15 protein-coding genes are annotated in these 16,544 nt (G+C 42.4%); 14 read left to right on the forward strand and 1 reads right to left on the reverse strand.

The genetic code is table 11. From position 1 onward, the window contains the following. Positions 1-33: 33 nt before the first annotated feature. From J2Y37_RS09640 to J2Y37_RS09655, 4 genes are all read left to right on the forward strand, one after another. Positions 34-474, forward strand: coding sequence for a PaaI family thioesterase (locus J2Y37_RS09640; protein WP_349032660.1), 441 nt, complete (start codon positions 34-36; stop codon positions 472-474). A gap of 120 nt (positions 475-594) precedes the next feature. After that, positions 595-1,278: a glutathione S-transferase family protein gene (locus J2Y37_RS09645; protein ID WP_349032661.1), complete on the forward strand. Its 684-nt coding sequence runs from the start codon at positions 595-597 to the stop codon at positions 1,276-1,278. Next, entirely contained in the window at positions 1,275-2,015 is a 741-nt protein-coding gene (locus tag J2Y37_RS09650) for an SDR family NAD(P)-dependent oxidoreductase (RefSeq protein WP_349032662.1), read from the forward strand. The genes J2Y37_RS09645 and J2Y37_RS09650 overlap by 4 nt, the downstream gene beginning before the upstream one ends. A gap of 1 nt (position 2,016) precedes the next feature. Beyond that, positions 2,017-2,709, forward strand: a complete 693-nt coding sequence (locus J2Y37_RS09655) for a hypothetical protein (protein ID WP_349032663.1) — start codon at positions 2,017-2,019, stop codon at positions 2,707-2,709. Here J2Y37_RS09655 and J2Y37_RS09660 read toward each other — a convergent pair. Next, on the reverse strand, positions 2,706-3,128 hold the full coding sequence (locus tag J2Y37_RS09660) for an Lrp/AsnC family transcriptional regulator (protein ID WP_004670267.1): 423 nt from the start codon (positions 3,126-3,128) through the stop codon (positions 2,706-2,708). The two genes, J2Y37_RS09655 and J2Y37_RS09660, sit on opposite strands and share 4 nt — an antisense overlap. A 226-nt stretch (positions 3,129-3,354) precedes the next feature. Between J2Y37_RS09660 and J2Y37_RS09665 the strand changes: the two genes are divergently transcribed. The 10 genes from J2Y37_RS09665 to J2Y37_RS09710 all read left to right on the forward strand — a co-directional run bounded on the left by J2Y37_RS09665 (position 3,355) and on the right by J2Y37_RS09710 (position 16,529). Next, the gene (locus J2Y37_RS09665; protein ID WP_349032664.1) at positions 3,355-4,629 is read left to right on the forward strand and encodes a Glu/Leu/Phe/Val dehydrogenase; all 1,275 of its coding nucleotides are present in this window, start codon (positions 3,355-3,357) and stop codon (positions 4,627-4,629) included. Positions 4,630-4,721: 92 nt separating this feature from the next. Further along, positions 4,722-5,927 carry an aspartate aminotransferase family protein gene (locus J2Y37_RS09670; RefSeq protein WP_349032665.1) on the forward strand — a complete coding sequence of 402 codons (1,206 nt, stop codon included), beginning with the start codon at positions 4,722-4,724 and terminating at the stop codon, positions 5,925-5,927. Between the two features lie 21 nt (positions 5,928-5,948). Beyond that, complete coding sequence (astA, locus tag J2Y37_RS09675) at positions 5,949-6,995, forward strand: arginine N-succinyltransferase (RefSeq protein WP_349032666.1); 1,047 nt, start codon at positions 5,949-5,951, stop codon at positions 6,993-6,995. After that, the gene (gene astD / locus J2Y37_RS09680; protein ID WP_349032667.1) at positions 6,992-8,461 is read left to right on the forward strand and encodes a succinylglutamate-semialdehyde dehydrogenase; all 1,470 of its coding nucleotides are present in this window, start codon (positions 6,992-6,994) and stop codon (positions 8,459-8,461) included. The genes astA and astD overlap by 4 nt, the downstream gene beginning before the upstream one ends. A gap of 33 nt (positions 8,462-8,494) precedes the next feature. Further along, positions 8,495-9,835: an N-succinylarginine dihydrolase gene (gene astB, locus J2Y37_RS09685; protein WP_005197952.1), complete on the forward strand. Its 1,341-nt coding sequence runs from the start codon at positions 8,495-8,497 to the stop codon at positions 9,833-9,835. Between the two features lie 91 nt (positions 9,836-9,926). After that, positions 9,927-10,901, forward strand: coding sequence for a succinylglutamate desuccinylase (gene astE, locus J2Y37_RS09690; protein WP_349032668.1), 975 nt, complete (start codon positions 9,927-9,929; stop codon positions 10,899-10,901). 177 nt (positions 10,902-11,078) lie between these two features. Further along, a complete protein-coding gene (locus J2Y37_RS09695) occupies positions 11,079-12,563 on the forward strand; it encodes an amino acid permease (protein WP_004670281.1) in 1,485 nt (494 codons plus the stop codon). 242 nt (positions 12,564-12,805) lie between these two features. Next, positions 12,806-14,188 carry an outer membrane protein transport protein gene (locus tag J2Y37_RS09700; protein WP_349032669.1) on the forward strand — a complete coding sequence of 461 codons (1,383 nt, stop codon included), beginning with the start codon at positions 12,806-12,808 and terminating at the stop codon, positions 14,186-14,188. A gap of 43 nt (positions 14,189-14,231) precedes the next feature. Beyond that, a complete protein-coding gene (locus J2Y37_RS09705; protein WP_349032670.1) occupies positions 14,232-15,128 on the forward strand; it encodes a bile acid:sodium symporter family protein in 897 nt (298 codons plus the stop codon). A 27-nt stretch (positions 15,129-15,155) separates the two neighbouring features. After that, the gene (locus tag J2Y37_RS09710; protein ID WP_349032671.1) at positions 15,156-16,529 is read left to right on the forward strand and encodes an amidohydrolase; all 1,374 of its coding nucleotides are present in this window, start codon (positions 15,156-15,158) and stop codon (positions 16,527-16,529) included. Positions 16,530-16,544: the final 15 nt, after the last annotated feature.

Genomic DNA, 16,544 nt, shown 5'->3' on the forward strand with positions numbered 1-16,544 from the left:
AGTATGATCAAAACAAACAGTGAGAGTGAATTAATGAAAAGCCCAAATCAAATGACTGGTTTAGAACTCATGCAAGCATTTCAGCAAGGCTTAGTACCAGCTCCCGGTATTGCGAAAACAATGGGGATGGAAGGTGTCGGAGAGGTTGAATATGGTCGTATCGTATTTATTGCGGTTGCAGATGAGCGTCATACCAATCCACTAGGTGGCGTGCATGGCGGTTTCGCAGCGACAGTTTTGGACTCAGTGACAGGCTGTGCAACACATACTGTGCTTGCGGCAGGTGAGGGATACGGAACAACCGATTTAGCCATTAAAATGTGTCGTCCAATGCCCTTTAATAAAAAGTTAATTGCTGAAGGCAAGGTCATCAATGTCGGAAAGAGTTTGGTGATTTCTGAAGGTTATCTGCGTGATGAAGATGGAAAATTGTATGCCCATGCCACTGCCACCAATATGATTATTCGTGCTTAGCTGAAGTGTAAGGTGTATAGCCTCTAAGTGATATGCTTCATTGGAAGCATATTGCTTTTATTTGTGCCTCCTACAAATCTCACTCTGTACAAGTAACATAATAATTTTATAGGGAAAACAATGAAAAAATCAGCGGTGTTACATCAATGGGAAATTTCACCTTTCTGCCAGAAAGTAGCCAGAATGTTGAGGTTCAAAGAAATTCCATTTGAAACCGTAAACTACAATGGTGTTTTGGGTGCAAAAGTTCCCATGCTCAGTAAGGTCGGTAAAGTACCTGTATTAGATATTAATGATCAACGTCTTCAGGATAGTACGCGAATCGCCCGTTATCTCGATGAAGCATACCCAGATTCCCCAAGACTTTATCCAACTGATCCATTACAAAAGGCTTACGTCGAACTTTGGGAAGACTGGGCAGACGAATTATTGTATTTCTATGAGGTTCATTTTCGAGTCAGTGATGCTGATGCCTTAAACCACGCTGTTGCAATTAGTGCCGAAGGTCGTCCTAAGCATGAAGCATTTTTGATGAAACCTTTATTGAGATCGGCTTTGAATTTCCAGCTCAAAATGCAGGGCACAGGTCGTATGTCAAAGTCAGATATCGAAGCTGAGTTTATTCGTCATCTAGAACGTATTGAACTGGTGCTAGGTGCTACAGGTTGGTTGGTTGGTGATCGTAAAACAGTTGCAGACATTGCAGTGGGTTCACAGCTTTTAGAAATTATACGCACCAGTAAAATTTGGGGACCGAAAATTAACAGTTATCCAAACATCGCGGCTTGGATCGTATTGATATGAGTATGCGAGTCGCTGTCGTCATTGGGGTGGGAGCAGAGCAAGGCATCGGTGCAGCCATATCACGGCGGTTTGCTCAAGTCGGTTTAAAAGTTTATGTGGTTGGTCGAACCCTCAGTAAGTTGCAAGCAGTGACTCAAACCATTACTCAGCACGGTGGAAATGCTGTTGCTTATAAACTAGATGCAGAAGATCCTGAACAGATTCAGTCTTTATTTAAGAAGATTATTTCTCAGAATGAACAGCTTGAAGTGGTTGCACATAATGTCGGTGGCAATATTCCATCCCTGTTTTTAAAAACCAAGCTCTCATTCTTTTCAAACATGTGGCGGTCTACCTTTCTATCTGCCTATTTAGTTTCACAATCGTGCCTCAAGATTTTTGAGCAGCAACAAAAAGGAACCTTGATTTTCACAGGTGCGAGTGCATCCATACGTGGCAAACCTTTTTTCGCAGCATTTACTATGGGCAAATCGGCGCTACGTGCTTATGCGCTCAATTTAGCAAGTTTGTATAAGCCGAAAAATATACATATTGCGCATGTTGTGGTTGATGGCATGGTCGATGGAGATCGGGTCAATCATGCATTGTTTGGTCTTGGACGTTTAGCGAGATTGACGCGCGGTACAGGTGGTTTAAATATTGAGGCAATTGCAGACAATTATTTAATGCTATATCAACAAAGCAATGATTTGTGGACACATGAATTAGATTTACGTCCTTTTCGGGAGCGGTTTTAAGATGAAAAGGATCTTTAATTACTTCTTTCGCCAAGACTTAGAAGCACAGGGCTGTATCGTTGTGGTTGGTGATGAAATACATCATCTTAGCCATGTTTGTGTGGAACAGCGTAAGCAAAAAAAGTTACATGTTTATCAAGTCTTGAATGATGCTAAACATACTTCAATACACATAGAATGTCAGAATCCAGAACTTACGACGATCTATTTAAATTTAGTCAATCCTGTTGCATTAAAAAACTTGATGCAGCACATTCGACAGCAAGCACATCACATTGAACTTTGTATATTTCAACCCAGTTTTAAAGTGTTAAATGAAGAAGATATGCTTTCTATTCAACAGGTTGAGTTACAGTGGAAAAACACAGGGCTAAGTGCGGTCAGTATTTCACAAATAATGATTAAGCATATGCTTGCACAGAGAAAAGGCACATTCATTTTCCTTGGTATGCAAAATAAAATAATATCAAATGCTGATCTTCTCGCTCAAAGTATGTTTGCGAGTATTCGGGCATTGTCACAGTCATTATCAAGAGAGTTTCATCCTAAAGGGATTCATATTGCCTATTGTGAGCTAGAAACATGGGATCGCCAGAATCAGCCATTAATGAAATCTATTCATCAACTATGCTGGCATATTCACAAACAACCTAACTCCACTTGGAGTCAGGAAGTGAGTATAAGAGGGCTTTAAATTTTATAAGTCGATAACAAAATACTGGTCTCACTATTATAGATCCCTGAAATATTTCGGATCCTTTCCAAAGCTTTATCAAAATTCTCTAAACTATCTGATTGTAATTCCACCAAAATATCCCATTTCCCATTGGTGGTATGCAGGCGCTCCACCGCAGATTCTAAGCGTAATTCTCGAATGACGGCCTGCGCTTTGGTTCCTTCAACCATAATGCTCATCCATGCTCGAATGATATTTTTTTCTGCATTTGGGCGGAAACGCACCGTATATCCAGTAATAACACCAGTCGATTCCATGTATTCAATACGCTTCTGTACAGTTGCCCTCGATACGCGTGTCTTGGCAGCCAAATCTGTAATCGACATCCGTGCATTGTCTTTCAGTAATCCTAAGAGAATATGATCAATATTGTTCATTTTGATATTTACTATGAGCAGATTGCTAAAAAATAATTCATTTTAGTCATAAAAACAAATTTTATGAATCATTTTGATTCTTAATAATAATGATTATACGAAGCCCCAAACATTTCACTCAATTTTATGAAGCTGAATGTGGATCAGGGAGGATGGGGTGAAAAGGAGACCCTGAATAAAAAGGGAATCTGTAGATAACAGGGATAATTGATTAATTAAGGAACAGATGATGTCTTTATCATATACGGATCAAAATAGCGGTGCTTGGCAAACTTATCTCACTCAAATTGATCGAGTGACACCATATTTAGATGCAGACCTCAGCAATTTTGTGAATACGCTAAAACGCCCAAAACGTACTTTAATCGTGGATGTTCCAATTGTGATGGATGATGGAAGTATCCGTCATTTTGAGGGTTACCGCGTACAGCACAACTTGTCGCGTGGTCCGGGTAAAGGCGGTATCCGCTATCATCATGATGTTGAATTGAATGAAGTCATGGCATTATCTGCTTGGATGACCATCAAAACTGCCGTACTCAATCTGCCATTTGGTGGTGCCAAAGGTGGTATCCGTGTCAATCCTAAAGAACTTTCATCACGTGAATTAGAGCGTTTAACCCGTCGTTTTACCAGCGAAATCAGCCCAATTATCGGTCCTCAAATTGATATTCCTGCACCAGATGTGGGTACAAATGCCGATATTATGGGTTGGATGATGGATACCTACTCAAGTATCAAAGGTCATACTGTAACCGGCGTAGTAACAGGTAAACCTGTACATTTAGGTGGTTCGTTGGGGCGTGTTCGTGCAACAGGTCGTGGAGTATTCGTTACTGGCTTAGAAGTCGCCAAAAAAATCAATCTGGTTGTCGAAGGCAGTAAAGTTGCGGTTCAGGGTTTTGGTAATGTAGGTAACGAAGCCGCATATTTGTTTAGTCATGCAGGTGCAAAAGTGGTTTGTGTACAAGACCATACAGGCACAATTTTTAATGCTGAAGGGCTAAACGTAAAAGCATTGCAAAACCATGTTACAGAACAGGGTGGCGTGATGGGTTATGCCGATGCCACAGTGATTGCAGATGAAGCATTTTGGGATGTCGATATGGATATTCTGATTCCTGCGGCATTAGAAGGTCAGATTACCGTTGAACGTGCGCAAAAATTAAAGGCCAAAATCGTACTTGAAGGCGCCAATGGCCCTACGTATCCAGAGGCAGACGATGTCTTTATTGATCGAAATATCGTTGTTGTCCCAGATGTAATTTGTAACGCTGGTGGTGTGACCGTCAGTTATTTTGAATGGGTTCAAGATATGGCGAGTTACTTCTGGACAGAAGATGAGATCAATGAACGTCTCGACAAATTAATGATTCAAGCGACGGCAGATGTTTGGGAAATTGCCCAGCATAAAGCATGTAGCCTGCGTACTGCTGCGTATATCTTGGCGTGCGAACGTATTTTAAAAGCGCGTAAAGAACGCGGTATTTTCCCTGGATAAATTTGTATATCAGTTTAAAACTGGGCTGTGAAATATTGAAATAGATTGATATTTAAACAGCCCGACGATCAAACAGGAAGTGAGTAAATAAAATGAGCAATGTCGCGATTACACGTAGCAATTTTAATGATTGGATGGTTCCCGTTTTTGCGCCAGCAAATTTCATTTTAGTGCGTGGTGAAGGCTCTCGTCTGTGGGATCAAAATGAAAAAGAATATATTGATTTTGCAGGTGGAATTGCAGTCAATGCGCTAGGTCATGCCCATCCAGTTGCAGTCAATGCGCTGACAGAACAAGCGCAAAAGCTTTGGCATATTGGTAATGGTTATACCAATGAACCTGTATTGGGTCTTGCCAAGCAATTGGTCGATAGTACTTTTGCAGACAAAGTATTTTTCTGTAACTCTGGTGCAGAAGCCAATGAAGCTGCGTTAAAACTGGCGCGTAAAGTCGGTCTATTAAGCGGCAACCCAAAAAAGAATCATATCGTTGCATTTAAAAATGCCTTTCATGGTCGTACTTTATTTACTGTGACTGCTGGTGGCCAACCGAAATATTCTCAAGATTTTGCGCCACTGCCTGAAGGTATTGAACATACCGCATTCAATGATTTAGAGGCTGCAAAAGCTGTCATCACTGATGATACTTGCGCGGTGATTGTTGAACCGATCCAAGGTGAGGGTGGGGTTGTTCCTGCTGATCTTGAGTTCTTAAAAGGTTTACGCGCGCTGTGTGATGAAAAAGGCGCAGTGCTGATTTTTGATGAAGTACAAACAGGTGTGGGGCGTACAGGTTCGCTCTACGCTTATATGAATACAGGTGTTACACCAGATATTTTGACCACAGCAAAAGCACTCGGAGGTGGTTTCCCTATTGGTGCAATGATCACCACGGATAAATACGCCAACATGTTTGCGGTGGGCGATCATGGCACAACTTATGGTGGCAATCCATTGGCATCTGCGGTAGCCGCAGCGGTATTTGGATTTATCAATACGCCTGAAGTTTTAGATGGGGTCAAACAGCGTCATCAGTACTTTGTTGATGCTTTAAATAAAATCAATGCTGAATTTAATCTGTTCAAAGAAATTCGTGGGCAGGGCTTACTGATTGGTTGTGTACTCAAAGATGAATATGCAGGTAAAGCCAAAAATATCGTCACTTTAGCGGGTGAAGAAGGCCTTTTATCCTTGGTTGCAGGTGCTGACGTGGTGCGTTTTACCCCTTCATTGATTATCCCACAACATGATATTGATGAAGGTCTAAATCGTTTTGCTCGTGCTTTAGCACGCCTCTAAATCTTTAGTGAGCATCTAACCATGATGATTGTTAGACATGCAGCGCATCGGGACTTAGATGATATTTATCGTTTAGCGCAACGAGCAGGAGAGTCTGGCATTGGTCTGACCTCCTTGCCGCAAAATAAAGCGATCTTGGCGGAGCGGATTAGCCGCACCACGCATACTTTAGCGGGTTTAGCCGAAAAGGGCGATGCGAGCTATTTGTTTGTGCTTGAAGACACCAGCATTCACAAAATTGTAGGTGTCAGTGCGATTGAAGTTGCAGTAGGTTTAAATGAACCTTTCTATAATTTTCGTGTTGCTAAACAGGTACATGCCTCTAAAACTTTAAATGTGTATAAAACTTTAGAGACTTTATTTTTAAGTAATGATCATACCGGTTGCAGTGAGCTTTGTACCCTGTTCCTTGATCCTGACTATCGTAAAAATCAAAACGGAAAATTTTTATCTAAGGTTCGTTTTCTATTTATTGCGGCGTTTCGGTCGTATTTTGAAGAAAGATTGATTGCCGAGATGCGTGGCTTTTCAGATCAAAATGGCTATTCACCATTTTGGAATGCATTGGGCTATCACTTTTTTAATATGGATTTTGCTGCTGCTGATTATTTAAGTGGCGTTGGGCAAAAGGTTTTCATTGCTGAGTTGATGCCACGATTCCCTGTCTATGTCGATTTACTTCCACAAGAGGCGCAAACAGTGATTGCTGAAATGCATCCACATACGCTTCCTGCTGCAAAAGTATTGATGTCTGAAGGGCTTAAATATCAAGGTTATGTCGATATTTTCGATGCAGGTCCAACGCTAGAAGCCAATATTGCTGATCTACGTGCAGTCAAACATAGCCGTGTATTGACGGTCAAAATTGCCGAACAGATAGAGACGGCAGATATTCACTATTTGGTCGCAAATGACCAATACCAAGATTATTGCGTGTTGCTCATCAACAACCATATATCCGAAGACGATACTTTGCTGATGACCGCAACACAGGCACAGGCACTCAATGTGCAACAACAAGATCAAGTGCGCGTTTTAGCATTAGAAAATATGGAGAATCAAAAATGACACAAGGTGCATTACTCATTGATGGCGCTTGGGTACAAGGACACGGTAGCACTTTGAGCAAAACGGATCCTGTTACCAATCAAACAATCTGGGCAGGGAACGAAGCCAGCACTGCGGATGTTGAGCAAGCATGTAATGCCGCACGCCAAGCATTTCCAGCATGGGCACGTTTGGCCTTAGAACAACGTATTGCTGTTGTTGAACGTTTTGCAGCTTTACTTGAGCAAAATAAAAATCAATTGGCAGAAGTGATTAGCCAAGAAACCAGTAAACCACTTTGGGAAACCTTGACCGAAGTTCAAGCGATGATTGGCAAAGTGGCGATTTCAATTCGCGCCTATCATCAACGAACTGGTTTTAGCGAAACAGAAATGCCTGATGGCGTTGCTTCATTGCGCCATCGTCCGCATGGCGTTTTGGCAGTATTTGGTCCATATAACTTCCCGGGACACTTGCCTAATGGTCATATCGTTCCTGCATTGATTGCTGGGAATACAGTGGTGTTTAAACCAAGTGAACTTACACCTTGGACAGCAGAAGAAACCGCAAAATTATGGCAACAGGCGGGTCTACCAAAAGGTGTACTTAATGTTGTACAAGGCGGACGTCACACTGGCGAAGCCTTAGCTGCTGCTGAGCAAATTGACGGTTTGCTGTTTACAGGCAGTGCCAACACTGGCTATCACCTACATAAACAAATGGCTGGCGCACCTGAGAAAATCCTTGCTTTGGAAATGGGGGGCAACAATGCCCTCATTATCGATGAAGCAAGTGATATTGATGCAGTAGTTAATTTAGCGATTCAGTCTGCATTTGTCTCCGCGGGTCAACGCTGTACTTGTGCTAGACGTATCATTGTCAAGCAAGGTGCCAATGGTGATGCCTTTATTCAGCGTTTTGTCGAAGTGGCGAAAAACTTGGTGGTGGGTGCATGGAATGCTGAACCGCAACCGTTCATGGGCGGTGTGATTTCTGCTCATGCCGCTGAACAGATGTTAGCAGCGCAAAGCAAATTGATGGCTCTAGGTGCAAAACCACTCTTGGAAATGACACGTCCACAAGCCGAGAACTCATTACTGACAGCAGGTATTTTAGAGGTCAGCGATGTCGCTGACATTCCTGATGATGAATACTTTGGTCCGCTCACCACTATCTATCGTTATCACGATTTTGATGAGGCTTTAAACATTGCCAATAACACTCGTTTTGGTTTGGCTGTAGGTTTGGTCTCACCACAACGTCAGTTATTTGAGCGTGTGCTGATTGAAGCGCGTGCAGGTATCGTGAACTGGAATAAACCACTAACCGGCGCATCAAGTGCAGCACCTTTTGGTGGTGTTGGTGCATCTGGAAACCATCGTGCCAGTGCATTCTATGCCGCTGATTATAGCGCGTGGCCAATGGCATCTATGGAAAGTGGCAGCGTCACACTTCCTTCCAAATTATCACCGGGCATTGTGCTCTAAGTTAAATCGTGCCGTGACGATATGGAGAAAAAAATGTCAGGTTATGAAATCAATTTTGATGGTTTAGTTGGGCCAACTCACCATTATGCAGGTTTATCCTTTGGTAATGTTGCGTCGACTAAAAATCGTAATAATGCCTCAAACCCTAAATTAGCCGCCAAGCAAGGCTTGATGAAAATGAAAGCCCTTGCAGATTTAGGGCTTAAGCAAGGAGTGTTTGCGCCACAAGAACGTCCACATGTACCCACCTTACGCCGTCTCGGTTTTACTGGTAGCGATATTGAGGTTATTACACAGGCGATGCGCACTGCACCTGCGTTATTGTCATCCTTAAGTTCTGCATCATCGATGTGGACCGCAAATGCGTGTACGGTTTCTCCATCTGCGGATAGTGCTGATGGGCGTGTACATTTTACCGCCGCTAATTTAAATAATAAGTTCCATCGATCAATTGAGCATCATACGACCACACGTATCCTTCAAGCGATGTTCAATAATGATGTATATTTCACGCATCATGAAGCATTGCCAGAAGCTGCTTTGTTTGGCGATGAGGGTGCGGCCAACCATAATCGTTTGGGTGGTGGGTATGACCAAAAGGGTGTGCAAGTTTTTGTGTATGGGCAGCAACAATTCGGCGGTGTGGTTGCACCACAAAAATTCCCTGCTCGTCAAACTCGTGAAGCTAGTGAAGCAATCGCGCGTTTACATCGTCTAGATGCAAAACGCACGGTATTCATTCAGCAAAATCCTGAGGTGATTGATAAAGGCGTGTTTCATAACGATGTCATTGCCGTAAGTAATCAACAGGTGCTATTTCATCATGAACAGGCTTTTTTAAATCAAGCCGAAGCATTGAATGCAATTCGTCAAAAAATGGCAGGGATTGAGCAAGCGTTCATTTCGATTGAAGTACCCGAAAATCGTGTCACGGTTGAGGATGCTGTCGCGACTTACTTGTTCAATAGTCAAATTTTGACGCGTGCAGATGGTGGCATGAGTATCGTTGTACCAGAGGAGTCGCGTCAGAACAAAGCAGTGTGGAGCTATTTGAATGACATGATTCAGATGGGTACGCCGATTGATGATCTTAAAGTTTTTGATTTGCGTGAAAGTATGCGCAATGGCGGTGGACCTGCATGTTTACGGTTACGTGTTGCAGTCAATGAGGCTGAGTTAGCTGCCGTGAATCCGAACTTATTTATGAATGATGCTTTGTTTAAAACCCTGAATCAGTGGGTCGATCAGCATTATCGTGATGAGTTGACTCAGGATGACTTGGCAGACCCAAGTTTATTGATCGAGAGCCGTACTGCGTTAGATGAATTGACCAAAATATTAGCATTAGGTTCGGTTTATCACTTTCAAAGATAAATAGAAGTATAGGAATAAAAATCTTTCCTTTGAGTTTTCCCCTCTTTACAAAGAGGGGTAAGGGGAGATTTAGATAAGGAAATGAAAGTACATGCTTGATTTATTGACACTGACCTTAGAACAGCGAACACCTGAGCAAACTCAGGGTGAGACAGCAGGCTTTACATGGCAGTGGCTTGCTGAAGGGCTTTTGCAATGCACACCAAAATCAAGCTATAGCAAGACTATGGTGTTGTCTGCTGGGATTCATGGCAATGAAACTGCACCGATCGAGTTGCTCGCAAACATCATCAAAGACCTATTTACCCAACGCCTCACTTTAGAGGCTCGGGTACTGTTTGTATTGGGCAATCCTGAAGCGATTCGCCAAGGTGTTCGTTATCTTGAAAATGATATGAACCGCATGTTTTGTGGGGAATATCAGCATCTTACACAAGATCAAGAAACGCATCGAGCAGCACAACTAGAGCAGATGACAGCGCAGTTTTTTACTCAAAGTCAGCCTGATGCTGCGCGTTATCATTATGATTTACATACTGCAATTCGTAGTTCTTTATTGCCAGTTTTCGCCTTATTCCCCTATCAACTCCAAGCTTACGATGACTTCTTGATTCAAAGTCTCAATGCGGCTGACCTTGATGCCTTGGTCTATCACAATGCAGCAGGTAAAACCTTTACTCACTTCACCGCTGAAACTTTTCAGGCAGCCAGTAGCACTTTGGAGTTAGGTAAGGCCAAACCCTTTGGTCAAAATGAGCTATCGGAATTTGCCGCGATTGATCAGGTATTACGTGCAGTGCTTTCAGGTCAGGCATTGCCTGTGCGGCAGAAGCCAAGCATCCGCCAATTTAAAGTGGTGGATTCGATTTTAAAGCAAAGTGAAGACTTTCAACTCAAGTTAAATGCAGATGCGCCGAATTTTTCTCGGTTTGAGAAAGGCGAATTGATTGCAATTCAACACGCTGGAAATACGGTGATTCATGACCAACAGGTGTGGATTTTATTTCCAAATCCAAAGGTCAAAACTGGATTGAGGGCGGGGCTGATTTTAAAAGAAATTGAATAGGATTGAGTCCTTAGAAATCGCTTGGATGCTGATAAGGAATGGACGTAAATGGAGTTTGAATATGCACGATCAGTGAAAACAAAATGCAGCAAAGAACATATCCGTTGGATATAGCAGTGTAAGAAATTGAAACAGCAAGGACAGGTTGTCATAAGAATATCGTTGGAGTGATCGTGTATGAGTAACAATAATGAAAAGACATTTCTATCGGGAGATGTCTTGGGTGGGCAGTATGTGCCCGAGCAAGACTCATCCAACCCATCAAATATTTCTTCATCAGAAGTCGTGGTCGGTCAGCCCTTAAAACGTGCCATGACTAAGCGTCATATCGTCATGCTTTCATTGGGTGGTGCGATTGGAACAGGGTTATTTTTAGGTTCGGGAGATGTCATTTCTCAGGCAGGTCCAGTAGGCGCAATTTTAGCTTACTTACTTGGTGGGATGATTGCATACATGGTGATGCTGTGCCTCGGTGAGTTAGCAGTACATATGCCTGTCTCTGGTTCTTTTGGTGAATACGCGAGAACCTATATTGGACCCGGTACAGGTTATATGGTGACATGGTTGTATTGGTTGACATGGACGGCAACACTCGGCACAGAGTTTACTGCTGCTGCATTATTGATGCAGGAGTGGTTTCCTTCGGTTTCGATGTGGACATGGACACTTTTATTTGCGGGCTTAGTTTTTACACTGAATATTAGTTCCACACGGCTTTTTGCTGAGTCAGAGTTCTGGTTGTCGTTGGTAAAAGTTATTGCGATTATCTGTTTTATTGCTGTAGGTGTTGTGGCGATCTTTGGATTTATTCCTTATCAAGGACATGAATCAGCGCCATTATTTAGCAAGCTCACTGAGCACGGTTGGTTTCCGCAAGGAATCTTCCCGATTTTTGCCACCATGTTGATTGTGAACTTTGCCTTCTCAGGCACAGAGCTGATCGGGGTTGCGGCGGGTGAAGCAGAGAATCCAGCAAAAACGGTACCTAAAGCCATTAATGCCGCCATTTGGCGCTTATTGATTTTCTTTGTCGGTACCATTGTGGTGATTTGTGCTTTACTTCCTTATGAAATGGCAGGGCTTAACGCAAGTGGCATCAGTAACAGTCCATTTGTCACGGTGTTTAATTATATTGGTATTCCATACGCAGAAGATATTATCCGTTTTGTGATCATTACTGCATTACTTTCAGCGGCTAACTCAGGGTTGTTTGCAGCCTCTCGAATGATGTGGTCGCTTTCAATCAAAAAACAGTTGCCTAAAGTATTCTCTACCTTGACTGCTTCAGGTACACCGATTATTGCAATTGTAGTGACCATGTTTGGCGCAATTCCGGGATTGTTATCAGAACATTTTGCACCTGAAACCATTTTCAAAAATCTGTTAGGTGTCGCCGCATTTACCATGGTGGTGGTGTGGATTACGATTTGTATTAGTCAGTTCAATTTCCGTCGCCAATGGATTAAATCAGGTAAAACAGTAAAAGATCTTAAGTTTGCTGCACCATTGTTTCCATTGACACCAATTTTAGGTGGCGTGTTTTGTACGATCACGTGTATCAGTATGGTGACTGATCCTTCGATGCAAGTGGGTTTTGTCTGCTGTATCTTATTTATTATCGCGTGTTATGCGAGCTACTATCTTTTTTATAAGAATCAATAATTCAAATTTACTCTAAGCCAACCAACGCAATCTGTGCATGGTTGGCTTTTTTAAGCCTGTTCTATATGTACTTTTGTTATTTCTCGAGTTGCTCCTTTGCCTCCATTTTTATCTCTGCGATATATTGGATTGAATTAAAAGGAGATTGGCATCAGCAGACAACTATTTGGCGTTTGGAGTTAAGCGCTTAGATATAAATATAAATAAAGTAATAGATGAAAAGAAAAATCCAGGATGGATCAATGAATCATATGATGAATAAAAAAGCACTGGCGACCGCCATCGCTTTACTGTGTACCAGTTCACTACATGCCGCAGCTTTTGATCGGACAGGACAATCGATTGCCCCATTTCTTCAAGCAGGCAATTATTATGAAGCTGGCTTTACAGTATCCGATACATCACTGCAAGGTCAGGAAGCTGGATTAAATAAAACTCGTGACGCGATGTCTGATATTGCACATACAGATTATCGTCCATCTACCGCATTAAAATTACAGCTTTCGCCAGAATTTTCTTTTGGCCTGCTCTATGACCAGCCCTTTGGTTCTGATACTGAATATTCAGGCAAAAATAGTTTTGTTGCGTCAGCGAATGATAGCGTGATACCGGGGATGACCACCACCAAATTTACTGAAGCAACGGGTGGCAAGATTCCAACGGGCAACTCTAATGCCAGATTTAATATGCAAAATTTAAGTCTTATCTTTGGTTATCAACCAAATAAAAACTGGAATTTTTATGCAGGTCCGACCTACCAAACCTTTAAAAGTCGTGTTGAGTTAAGGGGCGATGTATATAGCCTTTATAACGGTTATGACGCGCATACCGATATCATTGGCGATTGGGGCTGGCTTGCTGGTTTTGCCTATCAAATTCCAGAAAAAGCCATCAAAACCTCTTTAACCTATCGTTCTGCGATTGTTCATAAAGTCAATGCAACTGAGAATGCGCCCATCATTGATATGTTAAATACAACCCAAGGACGGGATTTTGTTGATCAACATTTAGATCATTTGATATCGATGGGAATGATGACGCAAGAGAAAAAAGCACAATTGAATGAAGCTTTTGATGATTTGCCTGAAACTAAAAACTCAGGCACAACCAAGTTTAGATCCCCAGATTCAGTCAATTTTGATTTCCAAACAGGTTTGCGCCCGGGAACTTTGTTATTTGGTAATGTCCGTTGGGTACATTGGCGTGGTTTTAAGTACCAACCTTATCGTTTTGGAGAGATTTCTAAAGCGATTGGTGTGTTGGCCACCCCAAGTAGCCCTGAAGGTTTTGGTCTAGTGCATTATTTTGAAGATCAATGGTCTGGAAGCCTTGGCATTGGACAGCGCTTGTCTCCAAAATTGTTTGGTTCAGCTTCCGTGGGCTGGGACTCTGGGGCTGGAGAGAAAGTCTCAACAGGTGGGCCGTCTAAGGGATATTACAACATCGGGCTGGGTGCGCAATACAGCCCAACCCCACAGTATTTTATTTCTGGTGGTATGAAGTACTTTTGGTTAGGAGATGCCAAAGGTCAGCTCGGTGCACAGGCGGGCAGTGATTACTATGTTTCAGAATTTAAGGACAATCATTCGATTGGGTATGGCCTCAAGATTGGTTATAAATTTTAAATAAAATGCCTTAACTATTATTTTAATGAATGGAATTTCGCTCATGGATTCAGTATTAATTACCGTATTTTTGCCGATGGCACTTGCCATTGTGATGGTTGGTCTTGGCTTAGAACTTACACCGAATGATTTTAAACGTGTTCGCCAGCACCCGAAGGCTGTATTTATTGCTTTATTCTGCCAATTGATTGTTTTGGTGGGTATCGCATTTATGATTTGTAAAATCTTTGTTTTACCACCGATGATTTCTGTGGGGCTCATGTTGCTTGCTGCATCACCGGGTGGCCCTACAGCAAACTTGTATAGCTATTTATTTAAAGGCGATGTGGCACTCAATGTGACGTTGACTGCGGTAAATTCAATCATTGCTGCCTTTACATTGCCGTTGATTGTAAACTTTACATTGCAACATTTTATGACCAGTTCCCAAGAGGTGGGTTTACAATTTTCCAAGATTGTTCAAGTGTTTGCATTGATCTTGGTGCCTGTCATTATTGGGATGTTTATCCGTCATCTTGCGCCAAACCTCTCAGAGAAACTGCATAAACCCGTGCGTATTTTTGCAATCGTATTTTTACTGTTTATTGTCACCTTGGCGATCGCTAAAGACTATCAAAAGCTGATGACTTATATCGGTCAAGTCGGTGGCGCAACCTTTGTTTTCTGTATTTGTAGTTTAGCAGTGGGCTATTTTGTACCACGTTTGTTTGGTATTAACCGCTTTCAAGCCAAGGCTTGTGCCTTTGAAATCGGTATTCACAACGGGACATTAGCATTAACAATTGCACTTACGGTGATGGCAAGTTCAATGGCTGCGATGCCTGCCGCAATCTACTCAATATTCATGTATATCATGGCCGCTTTATTTGGTATGTTGTTGAATAAACTAGAAAAGAGAGAATTACAACAAAGCGTCAACAACGTTGTGAATCGAGCTTAACGGTATATCTAATAAAGGAATAATTTCATGAAGTGTATAGCCAAACATTTATGTCAATTGGTTGGGTTTTCCGCACTTGCCTTGAGCGGCGTGGTGAACGCTCAAAGTACCGCGAACGCACCACATAGTTTACCTGCTGTCTCAGTCAAAGCTGTCTTACTGATTGATGGGCAAACTGATTGGCTCAGTAAAGTCTATAAAGATATTCATCAACATCCTGAATTGGCTTTTATGGAAACGCGGACAGCAGCCATTGTGGCCAAAGAGCTTAAATCACTGGGCTTTGATGTCAAAACAGGTATTGCAGAGACTGGCGTGGTCGGGGTTCTCAAAAATGGAGAAGGTCCAACCATCATGTACCGCGCAGATATGGATGCCAATGCCGTTGAAGAGGCGACGGGTTTGCCATACGCCAGTAAAGTTCGGGTCAAGTTGAAGGATGGTACAGAAACGCCTGTTGCCCATATGTGTGGTCATGATGCGCATGTGACGTGGATGCTCGGTATGGCACGTACCATGGTGGCGCTCAAAAAAGAGTGGCGTGGCACAATTATTTTGGTCGCACAGCCTGCTGAGGAAGAAGTGACTGGCGCTAAAGCGATGGTCACAGAGGGCTTGTGGAGTAAATATAATCTGCCTAAACCAGATTACTTCTTTGCTGTTCATACTGTTCCTGCACCAGTAGGTGTGGTGATCAATGCGCCGGGGCCACGAATGGCGGGGACAGATCAAGTCGATGTTTTATTTAAAGGCGTTCCAGGGCATGGGTCAATGCCTCACCTCAGCAATAACCCAATCTATATGGCCACCAATGCGATTACTCAATATCAAGGGATTGTGGGCAATGTAGTAAGTGCACAACAGCCAGCCGCTTTATCAGTAGGTTCAATTCAGGCTGGTAGCGTGAATAACGTCGTTCCTTCATCTGCTGTGGTCAAAATGAATCTCCGCTGGTTTGATCCAAAAGCACGTGAGGCTATGGTGAATCGTATTCATGCAGTGAGTGAAGGTGTTGCTCAAATGCAAGGAATGCCAAAAGAGCAGCTTCCTCAGATTACATTGAAAGGTTCAACCACACCTGTAGTGAACAATAAAGCGTTTTCAACACGCTTAAATGCACCATTGAAAGCATTGTTAGGGGATAAAAAAGTATTAACAGACTACCCCGCATTTATGGGTTCAGAAGATGTGCATCATTTATTAGGTGAGCACAACGATGTTCCATTTAATTTCATGTTTGTCGGTGTGGCAGATCCTGTTGTGTTCGCCAATGCGATTAAACAAGGTAAACAAATGCCATATGTTCCGCATAGTTCAGAATTTATGGTGGACTTGAAAGCATTGCCAGTAGGGGTGAAAGTGATCACCGTTTCAATGTTGGAATTATTAAATAAGCAATAATTTATTCATTTAAAA

The organism is Acinetobacter sp. 3657 (assembly GCF_031456775.1).
Lineage (GTDB): Bacteria > Pseudomonadota > Gammaproteobacteria > Pseudomonadales > Moraxellaceae > Acinetobacter.